Annotated in this window: 13 protein-coding genes; 1 reads left to right on the top strand and 12 read right to left on the bottom strand. The window is 28.9% G+C overall.

Going from position 1 to position 20,057, the window contains the following annotated elements; genetic code table 11:
- Positions 1 to 209: 209 nt before the first annotated feature.
- The 7 genes from sstT to CLLI_RS03615 all read right to left on the bottom strand — a co-directional run bounded on the left by sstT (position 210) and on the right by CLLI_RS03615 (position 10,481).
- Complete coding sequence (gene sstT / locus CLLI_RS03640) at positions 210 to 1,451, bottom strand: serine/threonine transporter SstT (RefSeq protein WP_106062888.1); 1,242 nt, start codon at positions 1,449 to 1,451, stop codon at positions 210 to 212.
- Positions 1,452 to 1,710: 259 nt separating this feature from the next.
- Entirely contained in the window at positions 1,711 to 2,775 is a 1,065-nt protein-coding gene (locus CLLI_RS03635; protein ID WP_106062887.1) for a glycosyl hydrolase family 18 protein, read from the bottom strand.
- A 15-nt stretch (positions 2,776 to 2,790) separates the two neighbouring features.
- Positions 2,791 to 4,470: a polysaccharide deacetylase family protein gene (locus tag CLLI_RS03630; protein WP_106062886.1), complete on the bottom strand. Its 1,680-nt coding sequence runs from the start codon at positions 4,468 to 4,470 to the stop codon at positions 2,791 to 2,793.
- Positions 4,460 to 5,056, bottom strand: a complete 597-nt coding sequence (locus CLLI_RS14815; protein ID WP_242975519.1) for a glycosyltransferase family 2 protein — start codon at positions 5,054 to 5,056, stop codon at positions 4,460 to 4,462. Before CLLI_RS14815 ends, CLLI_RS03630 begins: the two co-directional genes overlap by 11 nt.
- Entirely contained in the window at positions 5,008 to 6,336 is a 1,329-nt protein-coding gene (locus CLLI_RS03625; RefSeq protein ID WP_242975518.1) for a glycosyltransferase family 2 protein, read from the bottom strand. Before CLLI_RS03625 ends, CLLI_RS14815 begins: the two co-directional genes overlap by 49 nt.
- A gap of 28 nt (positions 6,337 to 6,364) precedes the next feature.
- A complete protein-coding gene (locus CLLI_RS03620; protein ID WP_106062885.1) occupies positions 6,365 to 8,968 on the bottom strand; it encodes a polysaccharide deacetylase family protein in 2,604 nt (867 codons plus the stop codon).
- A gap of 334 nt (positions 8,969 to 9,302) precedes the next feature.
- Positions 9,303 to 10,481 (bottom strand): iron-containing alcohol dehydrogenase, encoded by a 1,179-nt coding sequence (locus tag CLLI_RS03615; protein WP_106062884.1) that lies wholly within the window; start codon positions 10,479 to 10,481, stop codon positions 9,303 to 9,305.
- 153 nt (positions 10,482 to 10,634) lie between these two features.
- Here CLLI_RS03615 and CLLI_RS03610 point away from each other — a divergent pair, with 153 nt between their 5' ends.
- Positions 10,635 to 10,949: a winged helix-turn-helix transcriptional regulator gene (locus CLLI_RS03610; protein ID WP_106062883.1), complete on the top strand. Its 315-nt coding sequence runs from the start codon at positions 10,635 to 10,637 to the stop codon at positions 10,947 to 10,949.
- Positions 10,950 to 10,997: 48 nt separating this feature from the next.
- Here CLLI_RS03610 and corA read toward each other — a convergent pair whose 3' ends face one another.
- Genes corA through CLLI_RS03585 form a run of 5 tightly spaced genes read right to left on the bottom strand, consistent with a single transcriptional unit; the run spans position 10,998 to position 19,832 of the window.
- Entirely contained in the window at positions 10,998 to 12,062 is a 1,065-nt protein-coding gene (corA, locus tag CLLI_RS03605) for a magnesium/cobalt transporter CorA (protein WP_106062882.1), read from the bottom strand.
- A gap of 12 nt (positions 12,063 to 12,074) precedes the next feature.
- Positions 12,075 to 16,472 carry a coiled-coil domain-containing protein gene (locus tag CLLI_RS03600; protein WP_106062881.1) on the bottom strand — a complete coding sequence of 1,466 codons (4,398 nt, stop codon included), beginning with the start codon at positions 16,470 to 16,472 and terminating at the stop codon, positions 12,075 to 12,077.
- On the bottom strand, positions 16,465 to 17,181 hold the full coding sequence (locus CLLI_RS03595) for a DUF6063 family protein (protein WP_106062880.1): 717 nt from the start codon (positions 17,179 to 17,181) through the stop codon (positions 16,465 to 16,467). The genes CLLI_RS03600 and CLLI_RS03595 overlap by 8 nt, the downstream gene beginning before the upstream one ends.
- 13 nt (positions 17,182 to 17,194) lie before the next feature.
- Positions 17,195 to 18,811, bottom strand: coding sequence for a hypothetical protein (locus CLLI_RS03590; RefSeq protein ID WP_106062879.1), 1,617 nt, complete (start codon positions 18,809 to 18,811; stop codon positions 17,195 to 17,197).
- A gap of 4 nt (positions 18,812 to 18,815) precedes the next feature.
- Positions 18,816 to 19,832, bottom strand: coding sequence for a Wadjet anti-phage system protein JetD domain-containing protein (locus CLLI_RS03585; protein WP_106062878.1), 1,017 nt, complete (start codon positions 19,830 to 19,832; stop codon positions 18,816 to 18,818).
- Between the last annotated feature and the right edge of the window lie 225 nt (positions 19,833 to 20,057).

Here is a 20,057-nt window from a genome sequence, read left to right as displayed (position 1 = left end):
ACAACCTCCAAAATTCACGACTCTTTACGACTTTCTTGTAAAATTTCGTCATATATAGTAAATATATCGAATGTCTTATATTAATCTTTAGCCCATTTTAAAAATAAAGGGACAGTTAACAACTCTACTTTAAAATGCTTATCCCTAAGCTTAAAAGTTGTTAACTGTCCCTTTAATCCTCTTTAATCCTTCAATCTTAATTTGATTAATTACATTCCCATTTCACCAAGAACTATTTCTTTTCCTTTTTTACGTCTCTCTGCAAGTTCAGCAGTTGCTGTAAAGAGTACATCTGTGGATGAGTTAAGTGCTGTTTCGCAAGAATCTTGTAAAACCCCTACTATAAAGCCTACACCAACTACCTTCATTGCAATATCATTTGGAATTCCGAATAAACTGCAAGCTAGGGGAATCAATAACAATGAACCTCCAGCAACTCCTGAAGCACCGCAAGCACATACAGCTGAAAGTACACTTAAAATTATTGCAGTAGCAATATCTACATGAATACCAAGTGTGTTAACCGCTGCAAGAGTTAAAACTGCAATTGTAACAGCCGCACCAGCCATATTAATGGTAGCCCCTAATGGAATAGATATTGAATAAGTATCTTTATCTAAGCCTAATCTTTCACATAAACTCATATTTACAGGAATATTTGCAGCTGAGCTACGTGTAAAGAATGCTGTAATTCCACTTTCCTTTAAACACTTAAATACAAGTGGGTATGGATTTTTATGAATATATGCGAACACAATTGTTGGATTGATAACAAGTGCTACGAAAATCATACAGCCAACTAGTAACATAAGTAGTTGTCCATAACTAAGTAATGATTTAATTCCATTTGTAGCAATAGAATCAAACACAAGACCCATAATTCCAAATGGTGCAAAGTTTATAACCCATTTAACTATTTGGGATACTGCATCTGAAAAATTAGAAATCATAGTTTTCGTAGTATCTGGAGCACCTCTTAAAGCAAATCCAAAAAGTATTGCCCAAGATAATATACCTATATAGTTAGCATTATAAAGTGCTTTTACAGGGTTATCCACAATATTCATTAATAATGCTTTTAAAACTTCTGTAATACCACCAGGAGCTGTTACATTTTCAGCACCTGCTGCAAGTGTTAATTTTACTGGGAACATAAAGCTTGCTACAACCGCAAAAAGTCCAGCTAGAAATGTTCCTAATAGATAAAGTCCAATAATGGATTTCATATTTGTTTTATGACCAGCCTCATGCTGAGCTATGGCCGACATTACTAAAAAAAATACCAATATAGGCGCAATAGCTTTTAAAGCACCTACAAATAAAGAGCCAAAAATCACAATTGGTTTTGCTGCTTTAGGAATTGTCACAGCTAAGGTAATACCAATAACTAAACCTATAATTATTCTTTTTACTAAGCTAATTTCATTCCACTTGTTTATTAGATTTTTCATAAACCTTTCCTCCCGCGAATAGTATATAAATACATCAATTAAATAAACTATAAATGCATCAACGTATATTAACATGAATCTGAGTATAGTGTACTACGTCATATATACACTTGTCAATGGGGTATGGACAATTTCAAAAGACATTTGATGGCAGATAGAGTACAGTAAATGATAAAAATGGGGACGGTTAACAACTTTTAACTAAAATGCTTGTCCACAAGCCTAAAAGTTGTTAACTGTCCCCTAAATGCTAATCATCTTATTCAAACAAATTGCCGCCTAGTCTCCAAATGCTAATATCATATCCTTTTTCTGTTATAACCTTCATCCAAGACTCTAATGTAGCTTTATCCGCATACCATACCTGATGTTCTATATTATCTTCATCTTTATAATTGAAAAACAGGCACTGGCTTTCACCATCTCGTTGTACTTTGGCTCTATATTCTTTTAATATACTATTGGCTTCAGCCTCTGAAAGTGCAGTAGTTTTTCCATTAGATGCCCAGTTAAATCCTCCAGTTGCAATTGCAAATTCCTTCTTTCCTGGAATTTTGCTCATTTTTTCTATTAATTTCTTAATAAATTTAGGATTTGCTTTTTCTCCTGGTTCACCAAAACCTCCATGCAGATTGTAGCACATCATTACATATGTTGGTCCTTCATGAAAACTTAATTTATCAAGAGGTATGTTAGGTTCTAATAAAACCCTTAGCTTTAGACCTTTTTTTTCAGTTTTTTGGTATAGTTCATCTATAAATAGTGTATAATCATTCCATAATTCCATATCATTTTTTATTTGTTCATAATCAATTTCTATACCATCAAAGTCATACTTAACTGCTAGATTTATAATATCTTCAATGTGCCTGCTTCTTGAATCTAGATTGCTTAATAAAGGCTTTAACAAATTTGTATCTTTTAATAAAGAAGTTCCATCACTATTTATCTTATCATTGACAATAGTTATATATTTGTTGTAGTCATAGCTTTTTGTTTCATTATAATAGTTAATTAATTTTTCTGGCATCACCAATTCATTATTAGAATTAAAATTGGCTGCAAAATAACAAATGTTTTTCAATTGCTTATTTAAAATTTTAATTTCTTTATCAGAATTTAGATCCCAATATACAGCCCAAGCTGATAAATTATTTGTACTTTCTTTAAATATTTTTTTGTCTTTATTCAATGCTGCATTATTATCTTTATTCTTAAAATTATTCCTTTTTGAAGAAGCATTTATATATATAACTGATGCCATTAATAAAATTAATATTATTAATCCAGTAAAAATCAAGTTTTTTCTCACATTATTGCTCATTTACTACCTCTTAAACTATAAATTTTCAATAAACCAATTCACAATTTTGTTAAAGGAACTTTTAATGTTGTAAGTTAAAGCTTCCATTCCTTTTAATGAAGAATCATATAAAACTTCATTATTTATATTAGTGACTTTAAAGCCTTCAAATATTCCGTCGTATACATCATCTGCAATATTTTTTTGGCTATATCCATATTCTCCCCATGTGCACTGTAGATAAACACTTCCTTCATTTTTATTGCTTACCTTTAAGTCTTCCACTATGTTCTTTCCATCAATAGCCAAAGTAAGCTTTTCATCAGCCAATGTTATATCAATTTTTTTATTTCCAGGTTCTTTTACATCAATTTGTTTATTCTTATGATTTAAATCTAAAGAATATAGAATTTTTTTATTCCCATTTGAACTTTCAATAACATTGACTACATTATTAATAAGTTGAACACATATGCTGCTGCTTAAATCTTCATTGGATCTTAAATATATGGACTGAGAACCTATAACATTGCCCTTTAATGTTGTCGATATTTTAATATCCTTATAATTTTCACTATTTAATAGCTTAATAAGCCCTGTTTCCTTCGGCAATGATGTTACTATAATTTTATCATCTACAAACTCTGCTTGTCCTTTTATTTCTTTGAACTTGCTGGCCTTTTCTTCATCTCCTACAACAAATTCAGTATTTCTTTTAGTATCATCCCAAATTCTCATTAATAAATGATTAGTACTCCAATAGGCCTGTGGCTGAACTCTAGTTAAATCATAAATAGAGCTATTAGATAAATTCAATGAATCTCCCTCTCTGTTAAAATTCATACTAAATAACTTTTTAATGTCTTTGCCATTCACTTCGCTAGCTTTATCATTTGTACCAAACTGTCCTGTATTTGAATGCATAAGTGCATATAAAGATGGTAAATATCCTATATCTTTTTTATATATATTTGATAAGCTTTCATAATCCTTATTGATACGCTGTTTCATTTCTTCATAAGTTTCCATAGGAATACCATGTTCATCTCTAATGTAATCCATTAAATAATGATTGTATTTTCTATCAATTTTAGAGGATGCCTTTGAGAACTGGACAGAATTTAAATTTCCTAAGTAATTTGAGTCTTTGTCAAAAACATTTATATACTCTAATCTATATCCATTGGTTCCCAACTCCCAGTAAGAGCTATCTTTTAATTTTAACAAATCTTTAGGCATTAAAAACTTTGTGTCTTTCTTTGCAAATTTATCTGCATAGGTTAGAATTGTGGCCTTATAGTTATATTTTTCTAGAACTTTTTGAGAAAATGTTGCTGTATCTCTTCTTCCATCCTCAAACAATAAGAATAAGGATTTCTCTGGTAAAGCCTTTCCTTTATTATAGTAATCCAATATATCTTGCTGTGTTATTGTTACGTATCCATTATCCTTTAATGCTTTTATTTGTTTTTCTAATGCTTCAGTACTTATCAGTGTATCATTTCCTGTCCTATCTACTCCAAAATATGATACCGCAATAAATCCGCCTTTTCCATCTTTAGAAATACTATTTGAGCTATAGGGCTCATATACTGAAAAGGTAAATAAAGCTTTTATAATAACTAATAATATCACAAATAAAATTATTCCTTGAACTGTACCTCTTATTATCTTAACTCTATCTTTTCTTTTCGGGGAAAAACTTTTATTTTTCATATACATTTTCCCCCTTTTTTCTTAATATTCTAGACTGTTTCCTTTGCTGTTTTTTTCTTTCAGCTTCTATATCACTTGGGGTCATTCTTGTACCCCAGGTTGATTTCCAAAAGGTTACCCATGCTATAGGCATTTGCCAAAGTAATACAGCTTCATAAAAAATACAAAATAACATTCCAAAAATCCAGGTTGTACTTTTTCTATAGAACATTTGAGCAAAACTCATCATTAATGACATCATTAATAATCCAACAAGAAATGTGGTTGGAAATATATTGTGTACAATTGGTACATAAATTAGGTTATAAGTAAATACTATAGGTGCAGCAATAGGAACAATTACTCCTATATAAAAGAAAAGAGTCATAAAAGGTTCCTTTTTCCACATAAACTTTCCTGCAATAATTGATTCCCTTAACCATGATCGCTTCCATCTCATTTGCTGTTTAAGAAACACCTTGTACTTATTAGGTACAATAGTAGAGCAAATTGCCGTATCTTGATAACTAGTTCTATGTCCTTTCAATACAAAATTAGTCATGGCTCTATCGTTGCCTTTTGACCCAAAAATCTTTGATTTATCCATTCATTCATATTATCCATAACTATTTGTTTTCTATAGCAGGATAAAGGTCCTGATAAACATGTAACCGAATCAAAATAAGCTTCTGCTGCTTTCATAATTCTAAAAGCAATATAATATCTAACAGACTGCATTTTAGTTAAAGTATTTGTATAGGTATTAGCAACATCTGTTCTGCCTGATACTCCACCCATTTTAGGATCTTTAAAAGGCTGCACTAGATTCCTTATGGCAAAAGGATCTAAGAAGCTGTCTGAATCAACAAATACAACTAAATCATGCTTTGCATTTAAAACTCCTTTACAAAGAGCCTCTCTCTTTCCTGAATTTCTTTCTTGGACAAAATACTTCACCCTACTTGGAGCATCAAATCTTTCTGCTTCATTATTTAGTTTATCTATGGTTTCCTTAATTTTTTCCACAGAATTATCATTAGAGCAATCATCTACAACTATAACTTCTAGATTATCAATAGGGTAATCTTGGTTGATGCAGCTTAAAATTGTTCTTTCTATCCATTTAGCTTCATTAAAACAAGGAATAATAATTGTTACACCTGGTGTATAATTAACATCTATTGGCATAGGCTTGTATAACCCTCCAAATAAATATCTGCTTAATAAAAATACAGCTGCAATAATGCTATATAGATATATCCACTTATTAAATTTAAAATATATGATACTTTCTGCACGCATTAACATAATGAATATACTTATAAATAATAGTAATAAACTAGATGCAGCTAATATATATCTATCCTTTTTTCTATTAGAATACTCCGACAATGTTTCCATAAATTCTATACCACATAGTACTTTTCCCTCTGATGTAACAGAATCCCTAACCTTTTTCCCGTTAATTTTAACATTCATTTCATATCCTTCTGGCATAGAACCTGGTAATACTTTAAATTCTAATTTAATACTGTTAGCATTGGAAATTATATTTAATTGTTCTTTATCTTTTAATTCTAATAAAATTCCCGTAGTAGAAACATCTATAGATTTAACTGTAAATGTGCTATTGCTTTTTTGATTTTTACACATTACTTTAATATCAGTTTCCATTATATATCTTATTCCAGCTTTTTTACTTTTTATAAATGCATTGTGATCATCGTTATAATCCTCTAATACCTTTTTCCCTCTACGATCAACACTATCTCTTATAGCTTCTTTATCAGGAACATTTGCCAGCAGTCTCCTATCTTTACGGGGATTTAAAAGAATATCTTTAGTTTTACCTTTATTCTTTTTTAATTTTTTATATTTAAAATTCATTTTTAAACTCCTATTTCAACATATAACATTATTTTTCTAAATAGTCACTTAACTTTGCAATTTTATATTTTTCCCCATACAAGCCTTTTTCATTGTTAGTCAAAAATATGTCTAAAGCTTCTGCAGTATAATAAGCCTGATCATTCATATGCATTACTACTACATTTCCCCTGCCTTTAACCAATCCTCGTTCTATATAATTTACGATATCCTGTGCAGAGGGCCTTTCATAGTCATGAGTTGTAATATTTCCATTAATAGTATATTTATAGCCGCTTTCATATACAGCCTCTAGCCCTTCTTTTCTTAAAAGCAAGGTAGGTGGTCTAAAATATGGTCTAAGCGAATCTAGATCCCCTATTACACTTTCCATAACGTCATAAGATTTAGCTAAAGAAACCTCAAGTTCTTTCTTACTAGTGTCCAAAAGCTCATGGTTATAATTATGACTTCCAATATCATGACCATTTAAAGCAATGGTTCTAAGCAGGTTTGGATTAGCATTTGATATATTACTATTAATATCTGCATATTTTGATATTACAAAGAAGGTTGCCTTTACCTTATGTTTGTTTAATACATCTAGTATTTCATTTATTACAGGATCTCCTCCCCAGTCATCAAATGTAAAGAATATAACATTTTCACTATTTGTATCAATAGTTCCACTTTTATCAATAGATAACTTTTCCTCTTCGCTAAAGTCACTTAAATCTATATACTCATTTCCTATATAATTAGTTTTTATCATCTTTGCTGCTTCTTCATCGGTTCTTTCCTTCATAGGAATTGGATTGCTCATAATATTGTATCTGCCGAACTGTGATGATGTCTCAATAGTTTTTTGCAAATTACCTAATGTTACTACTGAATAGCCTAATGGTTTTTGAGCTAAATCATAGGATTGTGACTTTTCATTATACTTGCTCACATAACCATTTTGAACATAGTTTTTAGTTAACAGCTCAATTATATTGGCAATAAGCTCATCATTTTTAAATAAATTAGAATCTAATCTAAAGTAAACTATTTCTCCCTTTCGAAGTGATACATAGGAATTTATATTGAAATAGCTGCGCAATATTTCTTCAGCACTCATGTCTTTATATTTGTTAACAATGGGTGCCTTTGAGTAGGTAAATAACTCATAATTTTTAAGGGAAGGAATATTAGTTATTGCTGATAAGGCTTCCTGAATTTGAGGATCTATATACCCATATCCAGCCATATATGCATTGGTATTTATTCCTTTTTCTTTTAACAATTTATCCACTTCATATATTTCCTTACAAATTTCCTCTGTGGATTTATTTAATAAATTGGAATTAGTTGTTATACCGCCATTTCCAATTTCATGACCCTTACTTAAGATTTTATTTATTCTATCTGGATATTTTAATATTTCTTCTTTTATTACAAAGAATGTTCCCTTAGCATTAAGTTTGTCCATCATTTTCAATATATTATCTAAACTAGCCTCATTGCTTATGCCTCTAAATGTATATGACAAAGCTCTTTGGGTAGTATAAAATTCTGAAACAACAGGTGCAAGTTTTTTATTATTTTTCCTTACTAATTCTTTGAAATTTATTGAATCCACATTATTTTTCACTTCATTATTTTTTGATTTATTATTTTGTACTTTATTATTTCGTATTTTATTATTTTGTATTTTATTATTTTTTGATTTATTGTTTTGGTTGTATACTTTATTTAATATATTTTTATTGTTTTGTAATTCATTGTGTTCTATAATATTGGGCAACTCAGCTACTTTAACAACTGTCTTATTTTGTTCCTGTATTGATTTTAAAAGCCATTCTACTGTTTGTATAATAGTAACTTGTTCCTCTTCTTTACTCTTTCCTTCTTTTATACCAGCCTGTTTATCTATTGCAGGTTTCTCTTCTACTGTTTTTTCTCCATATTCAAAGCTGTCAAGGACACCTTCTAATTTTATGGAGATTATTGCTCCTTTTTCTAAGTTATTTATATATCCATATGCTTGGTCATAATTTTTAAAACTTTGATAACTTAAATAATGATTGCTATTGACAGCATATTTATTCCCTGATGCATAGGCTGCTGTTAAAATATTATCATTATAAACTGTGGAATTACACTTTAGTAAAACAGTATCTTTTCCAGTAATAGATTTTAAAATCTTATTAGTTCTGCAAAAATCAGTAACCAATTGTTCTTTAGACAGCTTCTCCATATTTTTAATTCCAGAGAGGGTACCATTTCCTATATCTTGTCCACTTTTTTGTATGACTTTTACTATGCTAGGATCCTCTGCTGCTTTAATTCCAGGAATAAAAAATGTTGCCTTAATTCCGTATTCATCTAACATATGTATTATTTTATCCATAGTGTCTTTATTACAAAGTCCTTCAAATGATAATGCTACTACATTTGATGATGTATTAACATTTGTTATAATATCTGCCTTCTTACTGCTATCAAAGGAATTTAATGCCTGCTTAATTTCCTTTGATGCATCATAATTACTTTTTTTACTTATAGCTATTTCTCCTGAATTGATATCCACATTATAATTTTTATGTATAAAGATACCTATAAAAATGCACACTAATAAAATTATGGTACCAACAATATACTTTCTATCCATAATTCACCTCCAAGTAGGAAAATTATAGGACAGTCATCAGCTTTTTATAGAATGCTTGTGTAAATATTAAAAAGTCCTTAACTGTCCTTATATTCTTTATAATTTCTTCATAGCACATTATATCAAATAAATAATATTTAAACAATACCATATTTGTATAATCTTTATTTAAACATAACTTTATTTTCTAGTAAAATGAGTATAAAAATGTAAAACCGGGGATGAAAACGGGGACAGTTAACAACTTTTAACTAAAATGCTTGTCCCCAAACTTAAAGGTTGTTAACTGTCCCCTAATTTCTAACCTTAACTAATTTTAACTAATTTTAATTTATTATTTATATGCCTTATGCATAATATCAATTGTTTCTTCCATTGATAGCTTGTAAGGGTCTATTGCAAATAATCCTGACATAGTCTCATATGCCTTTTGGGCTAATCCTGGAATATCTTCTTCTTTAATTCCATAGCTGGACATTTTCAAATCCTGTACATCACAATCCTCTTGCAGCTTAATTAGTGCTTTTACAAAGGCCATTGGGCGCTGTTCTTCTTTAAGAGAATCAACATCAACTCCCATAGTTTTTGCCATTGTTATAAATTTATCTGGCACTTTATCTGCAAAGAATGTATAGTATGCTTCTGATAGCATTATAAGTCCCGCACCATGTGGTAATTCAGGATGATTTGCACTAAGAGCATGTTCCATTGAATGCTCAGATGTACAACTTGATGTTGATTCAACTAAACCTGAAAGAGTGTTAGCCAATGCAACATTTGTACGTGCTTCTATATTATTTCCATCCTTTACGCATATAGGTAAATATTTTGCTATAAGTTCAATACTCTTAAGAGCATAACTATCGCTAATAGGTGTTGCTATATTGGCAATAAACCCTTCAGTTGCATGGAAAAGTGCATCAAAACCTTGATATGCAGTAAGTTCCTTTGGTACTGAAATCATAAGTTCAGGGTCTACTACTGATATCATTGGAAATGTATGTTCATTACCAAAGCCTATTTTTTCATTAGTGTCTTCCTTTGTTATAACAGTCCAAGGATCGGCTTCTGTACCTGTTCCAGCTGTAGTAGTTATTGCAACAATAGGAAGGACTCCATTTATAGCAGGTTTTCCTTTTCCTGATCCACCAGAAATATAATCCCAGTAATCTCCATTATTTTTAGCCATTACAGCGATGCTCTTTGCTGAATCAATGCTGCTTCCTCCACCTAATCCTATAACAAAATCGCAATTTTCTTTTTTAGCAAGTTCTGCACCTTCCATAACATGACCCTTAATTGGATTAGGCAATATTTTATCAAATAGAACATGCTTAATTCCTTTGTTATCTAATATTTTTTCAACACGACTTAAATATCCATATCTTTTAACGGACTTACCTGCTGTTGTAACAATTAATGCCTTCTTACCAGGAAGCACTTCTTTTTGAAGTTCATTTAACTTTCCTGGCCCAAATAATATTTTTGTTGGTATATAATAATTAAAATTCATAAAAATACCCCCTAATGTAATATTTAATATTATCCAAATCACTATATATAGTATAATGATATATGAACATCTAAGCAAGAATGCACTTTATTGATATAAGGTATCTTAAAGGATACCTTAAAACTATTTAAGGTAGGAGCATGATTATGAAAGATAATACTATGGTATCTAGGACAACTTCATACTTTAAGATTTAGTCAGCTTCAACATTTGATTCCAGATATAACCCATAAAATATTAACTAAACAATTAAGAGAACTAGAGGAGGATAATCTTATAGAAAGAAAAGTCTATGCTGAAATTCCACCAAAGGTTGAATATTCAATTACAGACAATGGTAAAGAAATTATTCCCGTTCTTGATATGATGTGTGATTGGGCTTTTAAGAATAATCTTTTTGGTTACAGCTTAAAATATAATTTATGTGAGGAAAGTTTAAAGGATATTATATTTCCTGACAATAATTAAATGCAATTTAATATATGGGGATGGTTATGAACCATCCCCATATATTATTTAAAGCCATTTTTTCCTTCTAAAATAATTAAGCATAACTAATATACAAAAAATAGTAATTATCCAGAAAACCAAGTATCCATATTTAAATTTAAGTTCAGGTATATAATCAAAATTCATACCATATATACCTGTTAAAAATGAAAGAGGGATGAAAATAGTTGAAAATATGGTAAGTATCTTCATTACTTCATTTGTTTTATTGCTAATGCTAGACAGATATGTATCTAACATACCAGATAAAATATCTCTATAGGTTTCTATTATATCTACAACTTGAATAGTATGATCATATACATCCCTTAAGTACATTACAGTTTTGTCATCTATTAACTCATATTCAGATTTAACAAGCTTTCCAAGAACTTCTCTAAGAGGCCAAACAGAATTTCTTAAAAATATCAATTCTCTTTTAAATTTATAAATATCATTAAGTATTTCATTACTAGGATTACTCATAAGAATATCTTCAATTTCATCTATTGAATCACCTATATTCTCTATAATGTCAAAATAGCTGTCAACTATAGTGTCTATTAAAGAATAAGCAAGATAATCCGTGCCTTTAGATCTTATATTAGACTTATTGTATTCAAGCCTTCTTCTAAGGTCGTCAAAAATATCCCCTTGAAATTCTTGAAAGGATAAAATATAGTTTTTAAGAATTATAATGCTTACTTGCTCGGATTCAATTTCTTTTATATCTTTATTGTAGTAAAGCATTTTAATAACAATGAATATATAATTATTATCTATATCTATTTTAGGGCGCTGGGTTGTATTTAAAATATCTTCTAATATAAGAGGATGAATATTAAACCTTTTCCCTGCACTACTAATTACCTCCACCTCATGTAATCCATCAACATTTATCCAGTTTATAGCATCATTATTACATGCAGAAAGGCATTTTTCTATATTTTCATATGAAGCTTTATTAAAAATATCTTCATTGTAACTTATAAGCTGAATTTTTACATCATCATTTACATGCTCACCTACATGTATAAGGCTGCCTGGTGCAACACCAATTTTACTTTTTCGACTTTTAATTCGTTTTGGCATAATTTTTCCTTTCTAAAACAGAGTAATTTGATCTGCTATTTCCTTTTGTATTTTAAACCTTGAAGAGACTACATTGGTAAGCTCTTCACCCTTTTTATGTTCACTTTCCATATAATACATGCCTTGATTTAATTTTGAATCCATCAAATTTAACACATATATATTATCAAATCTATTATAAATAGAATCCCCTCCAAGACCTGAAAAGCATATAAGTTGAGTATTATTTTTTTTGGCTATATCCATTAATGGCTTTAGTAAATGTTCCGCATTGGTTTGAGCAAAAGGATTATCCATAATCAATACCTTTCCCTCTTGAGAATTTCTAAAAATATCAGTTTCCTCCTTTCTCATATAGGAAAGAAGACTTGTTAAGATTACAAAGGCTGATAAAAATCCTTCTCCACCTGAGTTTTCCGCTACTCCATTCCAACTTATCTGCACCTGCTTTGAAGCCTCTATTTTATATAATTTTATATCTATTTCGCTTATGCCCACCACTTCATCATAAAGCCTGATTGTAGTTATTTCCTTCGAAATGGTTTCTTCTATATTTTTGCCCTGGGAAAGCTCCTGAACACACCTTTCTATTATACTTTCTAAAAAATCTTTTATCTTAAGCTTATAGTATTCCTTCTTGTCTTCCCATTTTGGTTGAATTATATTTAACATCTTTATATATCTTCCATTTATATTTATAGATGAATTATCATCTATCATGCCTAAATTCTCATATACCTGCTCCATATACTCATACAGCATATCCATTATATTTTTCTTTTCTTCTTCCACTTTTGCCAAGTCCGTTTCCAGCTGCTGCAGCATTTTCATGTGCACTTCTCTTACTGTTCCTAGAGTTTTTATAACATCTTCTGGATTAGAATTTATCTCTAAAAGTATATCAATAGTATTTCTAAAGAATTCATCTGAAGTAAATCTAACTTCATCTGACAATTCACTGCAAGCTTTTGATAATATTTTATTAGACTGTTCCTCTTTTGTAATACTTATATGATATTTTTCTATTAATTCCTTTCTCATTTCTTCTATATTATTAAGCTGAAGTGTGAAATCCATATTCTGCTGCACTTTAAACTCAGCATAATCATGCATTTTATCCTTGTTACTTTTTAAGATTACTATATTATCTTCTAATCTTATAATACTTTCCCTGCATTGATTTATTTCTTTATTCTTGGAATTTTTTCTACCCTTGAAATCTAAATTTTGTATATAAATTTTATCTTTTGGTATATCGGTTTGGAAATTCTCTTTTATGTTTTTTAAAGTGATTTCTAAATTAGCTTCTTTTTTTGCTTTTTTAATTTCCAATTCCTGTACAGTTTTTTTGTTCTTTTCTCTTCCTTCCTGTAATTCTTTTTTATCCTTTTTTAATAAACCTTCCTTTAAATTATCATAAATAACATTTATGTAGTCACTTTCTTTTAAGTTATATTCCTTTGTTTTTTCTATAAGCTGACTCTCCACATTTTTAAAATTTCCCCTTACTGTGGATAAAATATTTTCTAAATCTTTGACTTCTGCACCTATCCCTGAGGATATGGCTTCATATCTTCCCTCTAAATCCTCTATATCTTTTTTTATAATTTCTCCATCTCTAAAACCTATATATTTTTTACATTGTCTTTCACTTTCATTTAAACCATCCTTTAAAATACGCATTTGCTCATTTACATTTTCCAATAAGTTTCTTTCACTTTTTACTTTATCATTTAATTCTTCTATTCTTTCATTTATATTAGTTAGTTCTTCTCCTTTTAATAAAAGCTTATCCTTCTGTTCCTTATATTCATTATATTTCTTCATTAAATAATTAAAATCTTCTTTTTCTCTTTCTAACTTATCCTTATTATATTCTATATGTTTTATGGATTTTTCTACCTGATTTTTATCCTCTTCTAATTTATGTATTCTATCTATAAGTAAACTAATCTTATCTTCAATAGAAATAATATTTTTTTCATCCTGTTTTATACTCTTATTTAAATTATCTATATAGGATTTCTTTACATTAAATTCTGCCACTTTATACTTATTTAAAGCGTATGCATTTATTTCCTCTTCCTTTATTCCTATGCTTTTATTAACATCTTCTATTTTCAAACTTAAATCTTTTAATAAAGCTTTCAATTCCTCTTCATTTAACAATTTGCTGTTAAATGCAATATAGAAATCCATATTTCCCACAGTATAAATATTATTCACAACTTGAACCTGAAGAGTGCTCTCAAGTTTTTCCTGCTCTATTATAGGTAGAGGAAATGATGTAAACACTTCTGTTTCTTCCCTTTTAAGTTTTTCTAAACTACTGTTTTGCATTATTAAAGAATAGGGCAAAAAAGGATTATTATTTATAAGCTTTGTTTTCTTATCCATAGATAAATTCTGCTTTTTAATCCATTCCAATCCGAAAACTATAGGTATGTCTAATGAAGATAACATTTCTTCAAACTCCTCTTGAAGCTTTATATTTCTTCCTGTTTCATACATCTTCTTTTCTTTTTCTAAACTATGTAAATTTTCAATATAACACTGCTTTTCTTTATTTAAGCTTTCTATTTTTTTCGTTAACTGCTTCAATATGTATTCTTTATCAAAAACCTTACTGTCCTCAATATTACAATACAATAATACTTTTTTTATATCATCTACAGCTTTTTCTAATACTTCCAGTTCTTTTTTATTATTTTCCAAACTATTTTTTATTTCACCATATTTTATACTTGTTTCTTCCTTTTCTTTTCTCTTTATTGGCAATTCCTTGTTTATATTATCCAGTTCCTTTACTTTATCTTCAAATTCCTTATGATTTTTAATACACCTTTTTTTAAAATTTTCCTCATAATTCTCAATTATATTTCCATCATATTCACCAGCTATATCACGAGTTAGTGCTAAAGCATATTTTTCATTAAATTTAAACTCCTCTTCATTATATCCTTCTACTTTGGTTTGAAGTGATGCCTTTTCCTGGGCTATTCTTATACATTCTTTATTCAATCTATCAAACTTATCATTAAGTTCACTTATAACTCCTTCAACTTTTCTTTTTTCTTCTCCTTTTAATAAAGCTTCCTGATTTTGGCCTTGTATCTTATATTCATAGTGTTTTCTTAATGTATATCCTATATGTTTTCTCTCATTTTCTTTTTCTGAATCCTTACTTCTAGCAATATCTAATTTATTTTCATAGGTTTGCACCTGCTTTGAATATTCCATATAATCTCTATGTGATTTTGCACATTCTTCAATTGCAATTTGAATTTCTTTATCATTAATTTTACTATCTAACTCATCTATAACCTTCTCAAGTCCGCTCTTCTCTTCCTGCATATCCCTTATATCCTCATTTAATTTATGATATTCAAAGGACAGCCTCTCATACTCAATTTCCTTAAATTCCTCATTAAGGCTTATCAGTCTATTTTCCATATTTTCTTTTTCACTAATTAAATTTTCAATTTCACAGCATAGATAATTATAAAAATTAGCAATTTCATTTTTAACCTTTTCTTTATATTCCTTTGAGGATTTAAAATCCTCTGCTTTTTTTAATATCTCAATAGATTTATTTTTAAAAAGCTCTATGCCTTCTCTTCTCTGCATTTTATTTTCATTTTCTTTATACTGAACTATGAACTTTTGAATTATTTCTCCAAAGTTTTTAATTTTATCTTCGCCATCATTTAATTTATCTGAAACCGTTGGAATAAACCATTTCTCCACCAATCCTGAAACTGTTTTAGCCTCTTGGAAAAGATCTGATAAGCCTGATTCCTTTAGGTTTATTTTCTTTATAATACTTTCCCATTCTCTATGATTTATATTGTACTGCTTTAAAGTTTCAAAATATTTTCTTCTTTGAGCATCTATACCCAAATCAAAGTAATCAAATATATAATTTTTATCTCCCTTTATTTCTTCCATCTTATTTTTTAAATAGGAAAAATTCTTTACCTTAAAACCCTTTGAGGTCTTTTCAGTTACAGGAAAGTTATGTATATCATAGTCATTGCCTTCTTTGTATTCATGAATAAAGGTTATGATGTCCAATTCATCTTTAGAATCTCCATCGGAGGTGGTGGTTTTTCTTTTTATCCCCATACCTGTCAATACATAAGAAGAATTGTTATCTAAAATCCATTCTGTAAGTATATATGTAGGAGTACTTCCTGTAAAATAGCTGCTAAATTTTCTATCTTTTAAATCTCTATACCTAGCATTTAGAAATGGTGCCATTAACATCTGCACCATTACTGATTTTCCCCCACCATTTCTTAGGCTCATTAAAGTGCTTTCTCCTCCGAAATTAAAGGTTTCATCATTTATTTTCATGGTGTTTTTATTGTAATTTAAATTTACTATTCTAACTGCATTATATTTACTCATTCTCTATTTCCCAAAAGGCCTCCTGTATTCTCTCATAATTATTTTTATTAAGTATATTCCAATCCATAAAATTGTCCAGCTTTGGAGTTGGAATTATCATGTCATCTTCTTTTATAAAGTTTATTAGCTTTTGATTTTCTAAAAAGTTTAATATGGCAATTACAAAGCCTTCTTTAAAGGTCTTAGCTGTAGATGCTTTGTCCGTGCTTTTTAGTGCATCCCATCGTTCTGATATATTAGAAAAAGCTATTCCACTGCTCTTTTCTATATTTTCTATATTTTCATTATCTACAGCTGTTTTTAGCTTATTTGTAACTATATTTAAAAGCTCCCCAAATTTTATAAAGCTTCTTGACTTACTGCTTTTCCCTTGGGAGCCGTAAATTTCACTTAAAAGTGTTATTATAACAAACTGTGAAAGATAATAGTCTTTGTCATTGGCAGTAGATTTACAAAGCTCTTTTTTTAATGCCCCTTTTGAGTAACCTAAAAAATCATTATCTTCCTTTGGAATTAAATATATTACTCCACTATATTTTTGTATATTGCATCCGCACTGCTGTCCTTGTAATTTTACTAAATTCATTATCTCTTCATTTTCACTATATTCTCTATACATTTCTTTTTGCTGTTCTTCTACTAGTTCTCCATTTTCCAATAAGTAGTAAAATATACTTGTAGACTTTGTTATTTGTTCCGCTGTATACATATCTCCAGCTCCTTTAATGCAATTTAAATTTTATATTTGAACAGGTAACAGTTTTTACATAGCCTTTGTCCATAGCTGCTCCATAAATCTTCACAGGTTTTTCATTAAACAGCTTGTTAATTTCTATAGCCTTTATTTTTGAAAACTTTTTATCTTCTTCAATTAAAGACAACAGCATTTTATTAAGTTGAAAATCTATAATATCATCCTCTTCTAAACTATGTTCACTTTCTTTTTTCATTTTTTCTATATCTATATAGGATGATTTTAAAAGTTCTATCATAACTTCTCTAAATATCTCTACAGAAGGAATAAATTTTGCTTTCATTTTTTCATCCTTATTTACAATGTTAACTATTTCTCCTAGGGACATAGATTTTTTACTGCTATTTATTAAATATTCAAGCAGGGTTTCTAAAAGTTCTCTATATTTTAAAAGCTTTTCCCTTAGTTCTTTTTCTTTTTCTTCTCTAAAGGATTCCTCGTCTAAAGATATTTCTTCTTCTGCATCCTCCATTTTAGCTTTTATAACCTTTTGATATTGGAGACATTTGTTAATGTTATAGTACTTAGGTAATTTTGCTAAGTATAAAGGTCTAAGTATTTTATCTAAAGCATCCAGTTTGGAAACGTCTTTTAAAATATATTCATATAGATCATTATTAAAGTTTATTCTTTTAATAGCAGCCATGGCAGTCATACCTGTAAGCGCATTGGAATAAGCCTTTTTAAAATCAAAATGAGAGTTTAATATTTTTTGCTGTTCTCCTATTACTCTAGATAAATACTGGTTTATTATTCCTAAATTGTCCAGATTGTTTTTTTCTTCCTTATCTAACTTTTCTAAATCTATTCCATTATCGTAAAACTCCTGAATTTTTTCTTTTATGTATTGTTTATATCCTTGAAACTTCCTTCTATAGTCTTTAATTATATCCATATTTTCATCCTGTATATTTTCATAGGCCTCTGATGAAAAGTTAAGTACATTTTCTTTTATCTTTCTTATGCTTTCTTCAATCTTTTGAAGCTGAATCCTAGATAAGTTAAATATCTGCTTTATATCATCTACAGCTTTATCATAATCCGCCTTATCTAAATGAAGCTTAAATATAATTTCCTGTATGGTAAGCTTCATATTATTTTCTACTTCCAAAGTACCTAAAAGCAATGAATATCCATCCTCTGTTAAATAATAAGAAGTTCTTCTTACTGTATCATTTATATAAACTATTTTATTGTTTATAAAGGATATATGTATATCTTCATATTCTTTTTCTCCAAAGTTATAACCTTTAAAATACATCGCTTTACCGTCATCGCAGAGGACAGTATTAACTATAAAATCAGCTAAGTTTCTGCTCTGTTCATAGGTTAAACTCTTTTTAAAAAACTTAGTATTTATTTCATCTATATAGGCTGCTATATCATCTAATGTACATATATCATCTTTTAAAGACTGCTCCATAATAAACATCATTACAGCAAATATAAGATTAATATATTCATAGTTTTCTTCAAAGCCATAATTTTTCCAAGTTCCTTTATATATGCTGTTATAATTGATTAGCGCATAGGTTCCAACTTTTTTCATTCTCTTATGAAAATCTTTTAAAAAGTCAAGATTCATTTTCTTACTCCTTCGTTAAGTCATTTATATTAATTATTTCCTGAGGAATATATTTTCCTGATTTGAGTATATCTTTTATTTTATTAATGTAATGTTCTGAAAAATTGTTTAAAAATACATGCCCTATATTCTTATTTTGACCTTCTTTGCTTAAAGGCAGCTCCATATTTTCTTTAATATATTTATCAATCATATAGCAATAAGCTTTTATAAAGGGTTTTATGTAAAAGTCTTCTTTAAAATCCTGCTGCAGCTTGTCATAAATGACTATACCTTCATAATCTAAATCCCCTAGATATAAAATTTCGTTTTCTTTACACAATAAATAAGGTTCTACGCATATTTGAAAATCTTTAAAGGTTTTCCATATGTCCTTACCCCTGCCATATATAACAGTTGAAATTTCTTCTCCAAGTATAGTGCTGTTTCCTTTTAACATATGATGTCTTAAAGTATAAAAGGTATCTTTATTTTCTAGAATAAGAATTTTTTGCGGGGTATTTTTATGAATTGAGAAATATGCTAAAGGTTCTGTAGTTGGGTATATATTTAGATTTTCTATATCAAAGTTAAGGTTATTTAATAATCTTTTTCCGCCTTCTAATTTTAAATATTTTTCCCTATTCCAAATTTGAAAGGATCTTTCATTTTCTGACACAGCTGTTTTTAATAAATGAACTTTATTATTCAAAAAGTTGCTTAGTTTTATAATATATTCTCTATCTTTTCCATATTGTTCTAAATGCTTCAAATAATATTTTTTACTTAACTTATAATTTAATTTATAATTTAACTCTTCTTCATACTCTGAATAATCTTTTTTCTCAGGTAATATATTATACTTGTTAAATAAGGCAGGGTTTTTCCCATTTGTTTTGCTGCTCTTTACTGGGGATATTATGCCTTTTTGTTCAAGTTCTTCTACTGTTTTAGCAAATTTCTGATAATCATATATTGAAAGAAACTTTTGCATTTCTAAAGTATCTATTCTTTTATAATCATACTTTCTTATATCCTTCATTAATGGTTCTCCCTTGTTACACATGATTCTATCCTACTATATTCACTATATTCATTATAAGTATTGATAATATGTTTATCAACTGAAATTAGGGGACGGTTTGTGTCAAGTTAAAGTGGGCAATTTATTTTTTGAATTTTTCCCATTATAAATTCAGTTGAAAATTTTATCCAATAGGGCTTCGCCCGCGGCCCGAAAGGGCGTACTTATCCCCTTAATTTTTTA

It is taken from the genome of Clostridium liquoris (assembly GCF_002995785.1).
Classification (GTDB): Bacteria; Bacillota; Clostridia; order Clostridiales; family Clostridiaceae; genus Clostridium_AO; species Clostridium_AO liquoris.
Note: the sequence above shows the minus strand (reverse complement) of the source record. Positions and strands in the feature narration are given on the sequence as shown.

Coding starts and splice junctions, on each gene's coding strand:
- sstT (WP_106062888.1), bottom strand. CDS start 1,451: ATGAAAAATCTAATAAACAAGTGGAATGAAATTAGCTTAGTAAAAAGA.
- CLLI_RS03635 (WP_106062887.1), bottom strand. CDS start 2,775: ATGAGCAATAATGTGAGAAAAAACTTGATTTTTACTGGATTAATAATA.
- CLLI_RS03630 (WP_106062886.1), bottom strand. CDS start 4,470: ATGAAAAATAAAAGTTTTTCCCCGAAAAGAAAAGATAGAGTTAAGATA.
- CLLI_RS14815 (WP_242975519.1), bottom strand. CDS start 5,056: ATGGATAAATCAAAGATTTTTGGGTCAAAAGGCAACGATAGAGCCATG.
- CLLI_RS03625 (WP_242975518.1), bottom strand. CDS start 6,336: ATGAATTTTAAATATAAAAAATTAAAAAAGAATAAAGGTAAAACTAAA.
- CLLI_RS03620 (WP_106062885.1), bottom strand. CDS start 8,968: ATGGATAGAAAGTATATTGTTGGTACCATAATTTTATTAGTGTGCATT.
- CLLI_RS03615 (WP_106062884.1), bottom strand. CDS start 10,481: ATGAATTTTAATTATTATATACCAACAAAAATATTATTTGGGCCAGGA.
- corA (WP_106062882.1), bottom strand. CDS start 12,062: ATGCCAAAACGAATTAAAAGTCGAAAAAGTAAAATTGGTGTTGCACCA.
- CLLI_RS03600 (WP_106062881.1), bottom strand. CDS start 16,472: ATGAGTAAATATAATGCAGTTAGAATAGTAAATTTAAATTACAATAAA.
- CLLI_RS03595 (WP_106062880.1), bottom strand. CDS start 17,181: ATGTATACAGCGGAACAAATAACAAAGTCTACAAGTATATTTTACTAC.
- CLLI_RS03590 (WP_106062879.1), bottom strand. CDS start 18,811: ATGAATCTTGACTTTTTAAAAGATTTTCATAAGAGAATGAAAAAAGTT.
- CLLI_RS03585 (WP_106062878.1), bottom strand. CDS start 19,832: ATGAAGGATATAAGAAAGTATGATTATAAAAGAATAGATACTTTAGAA.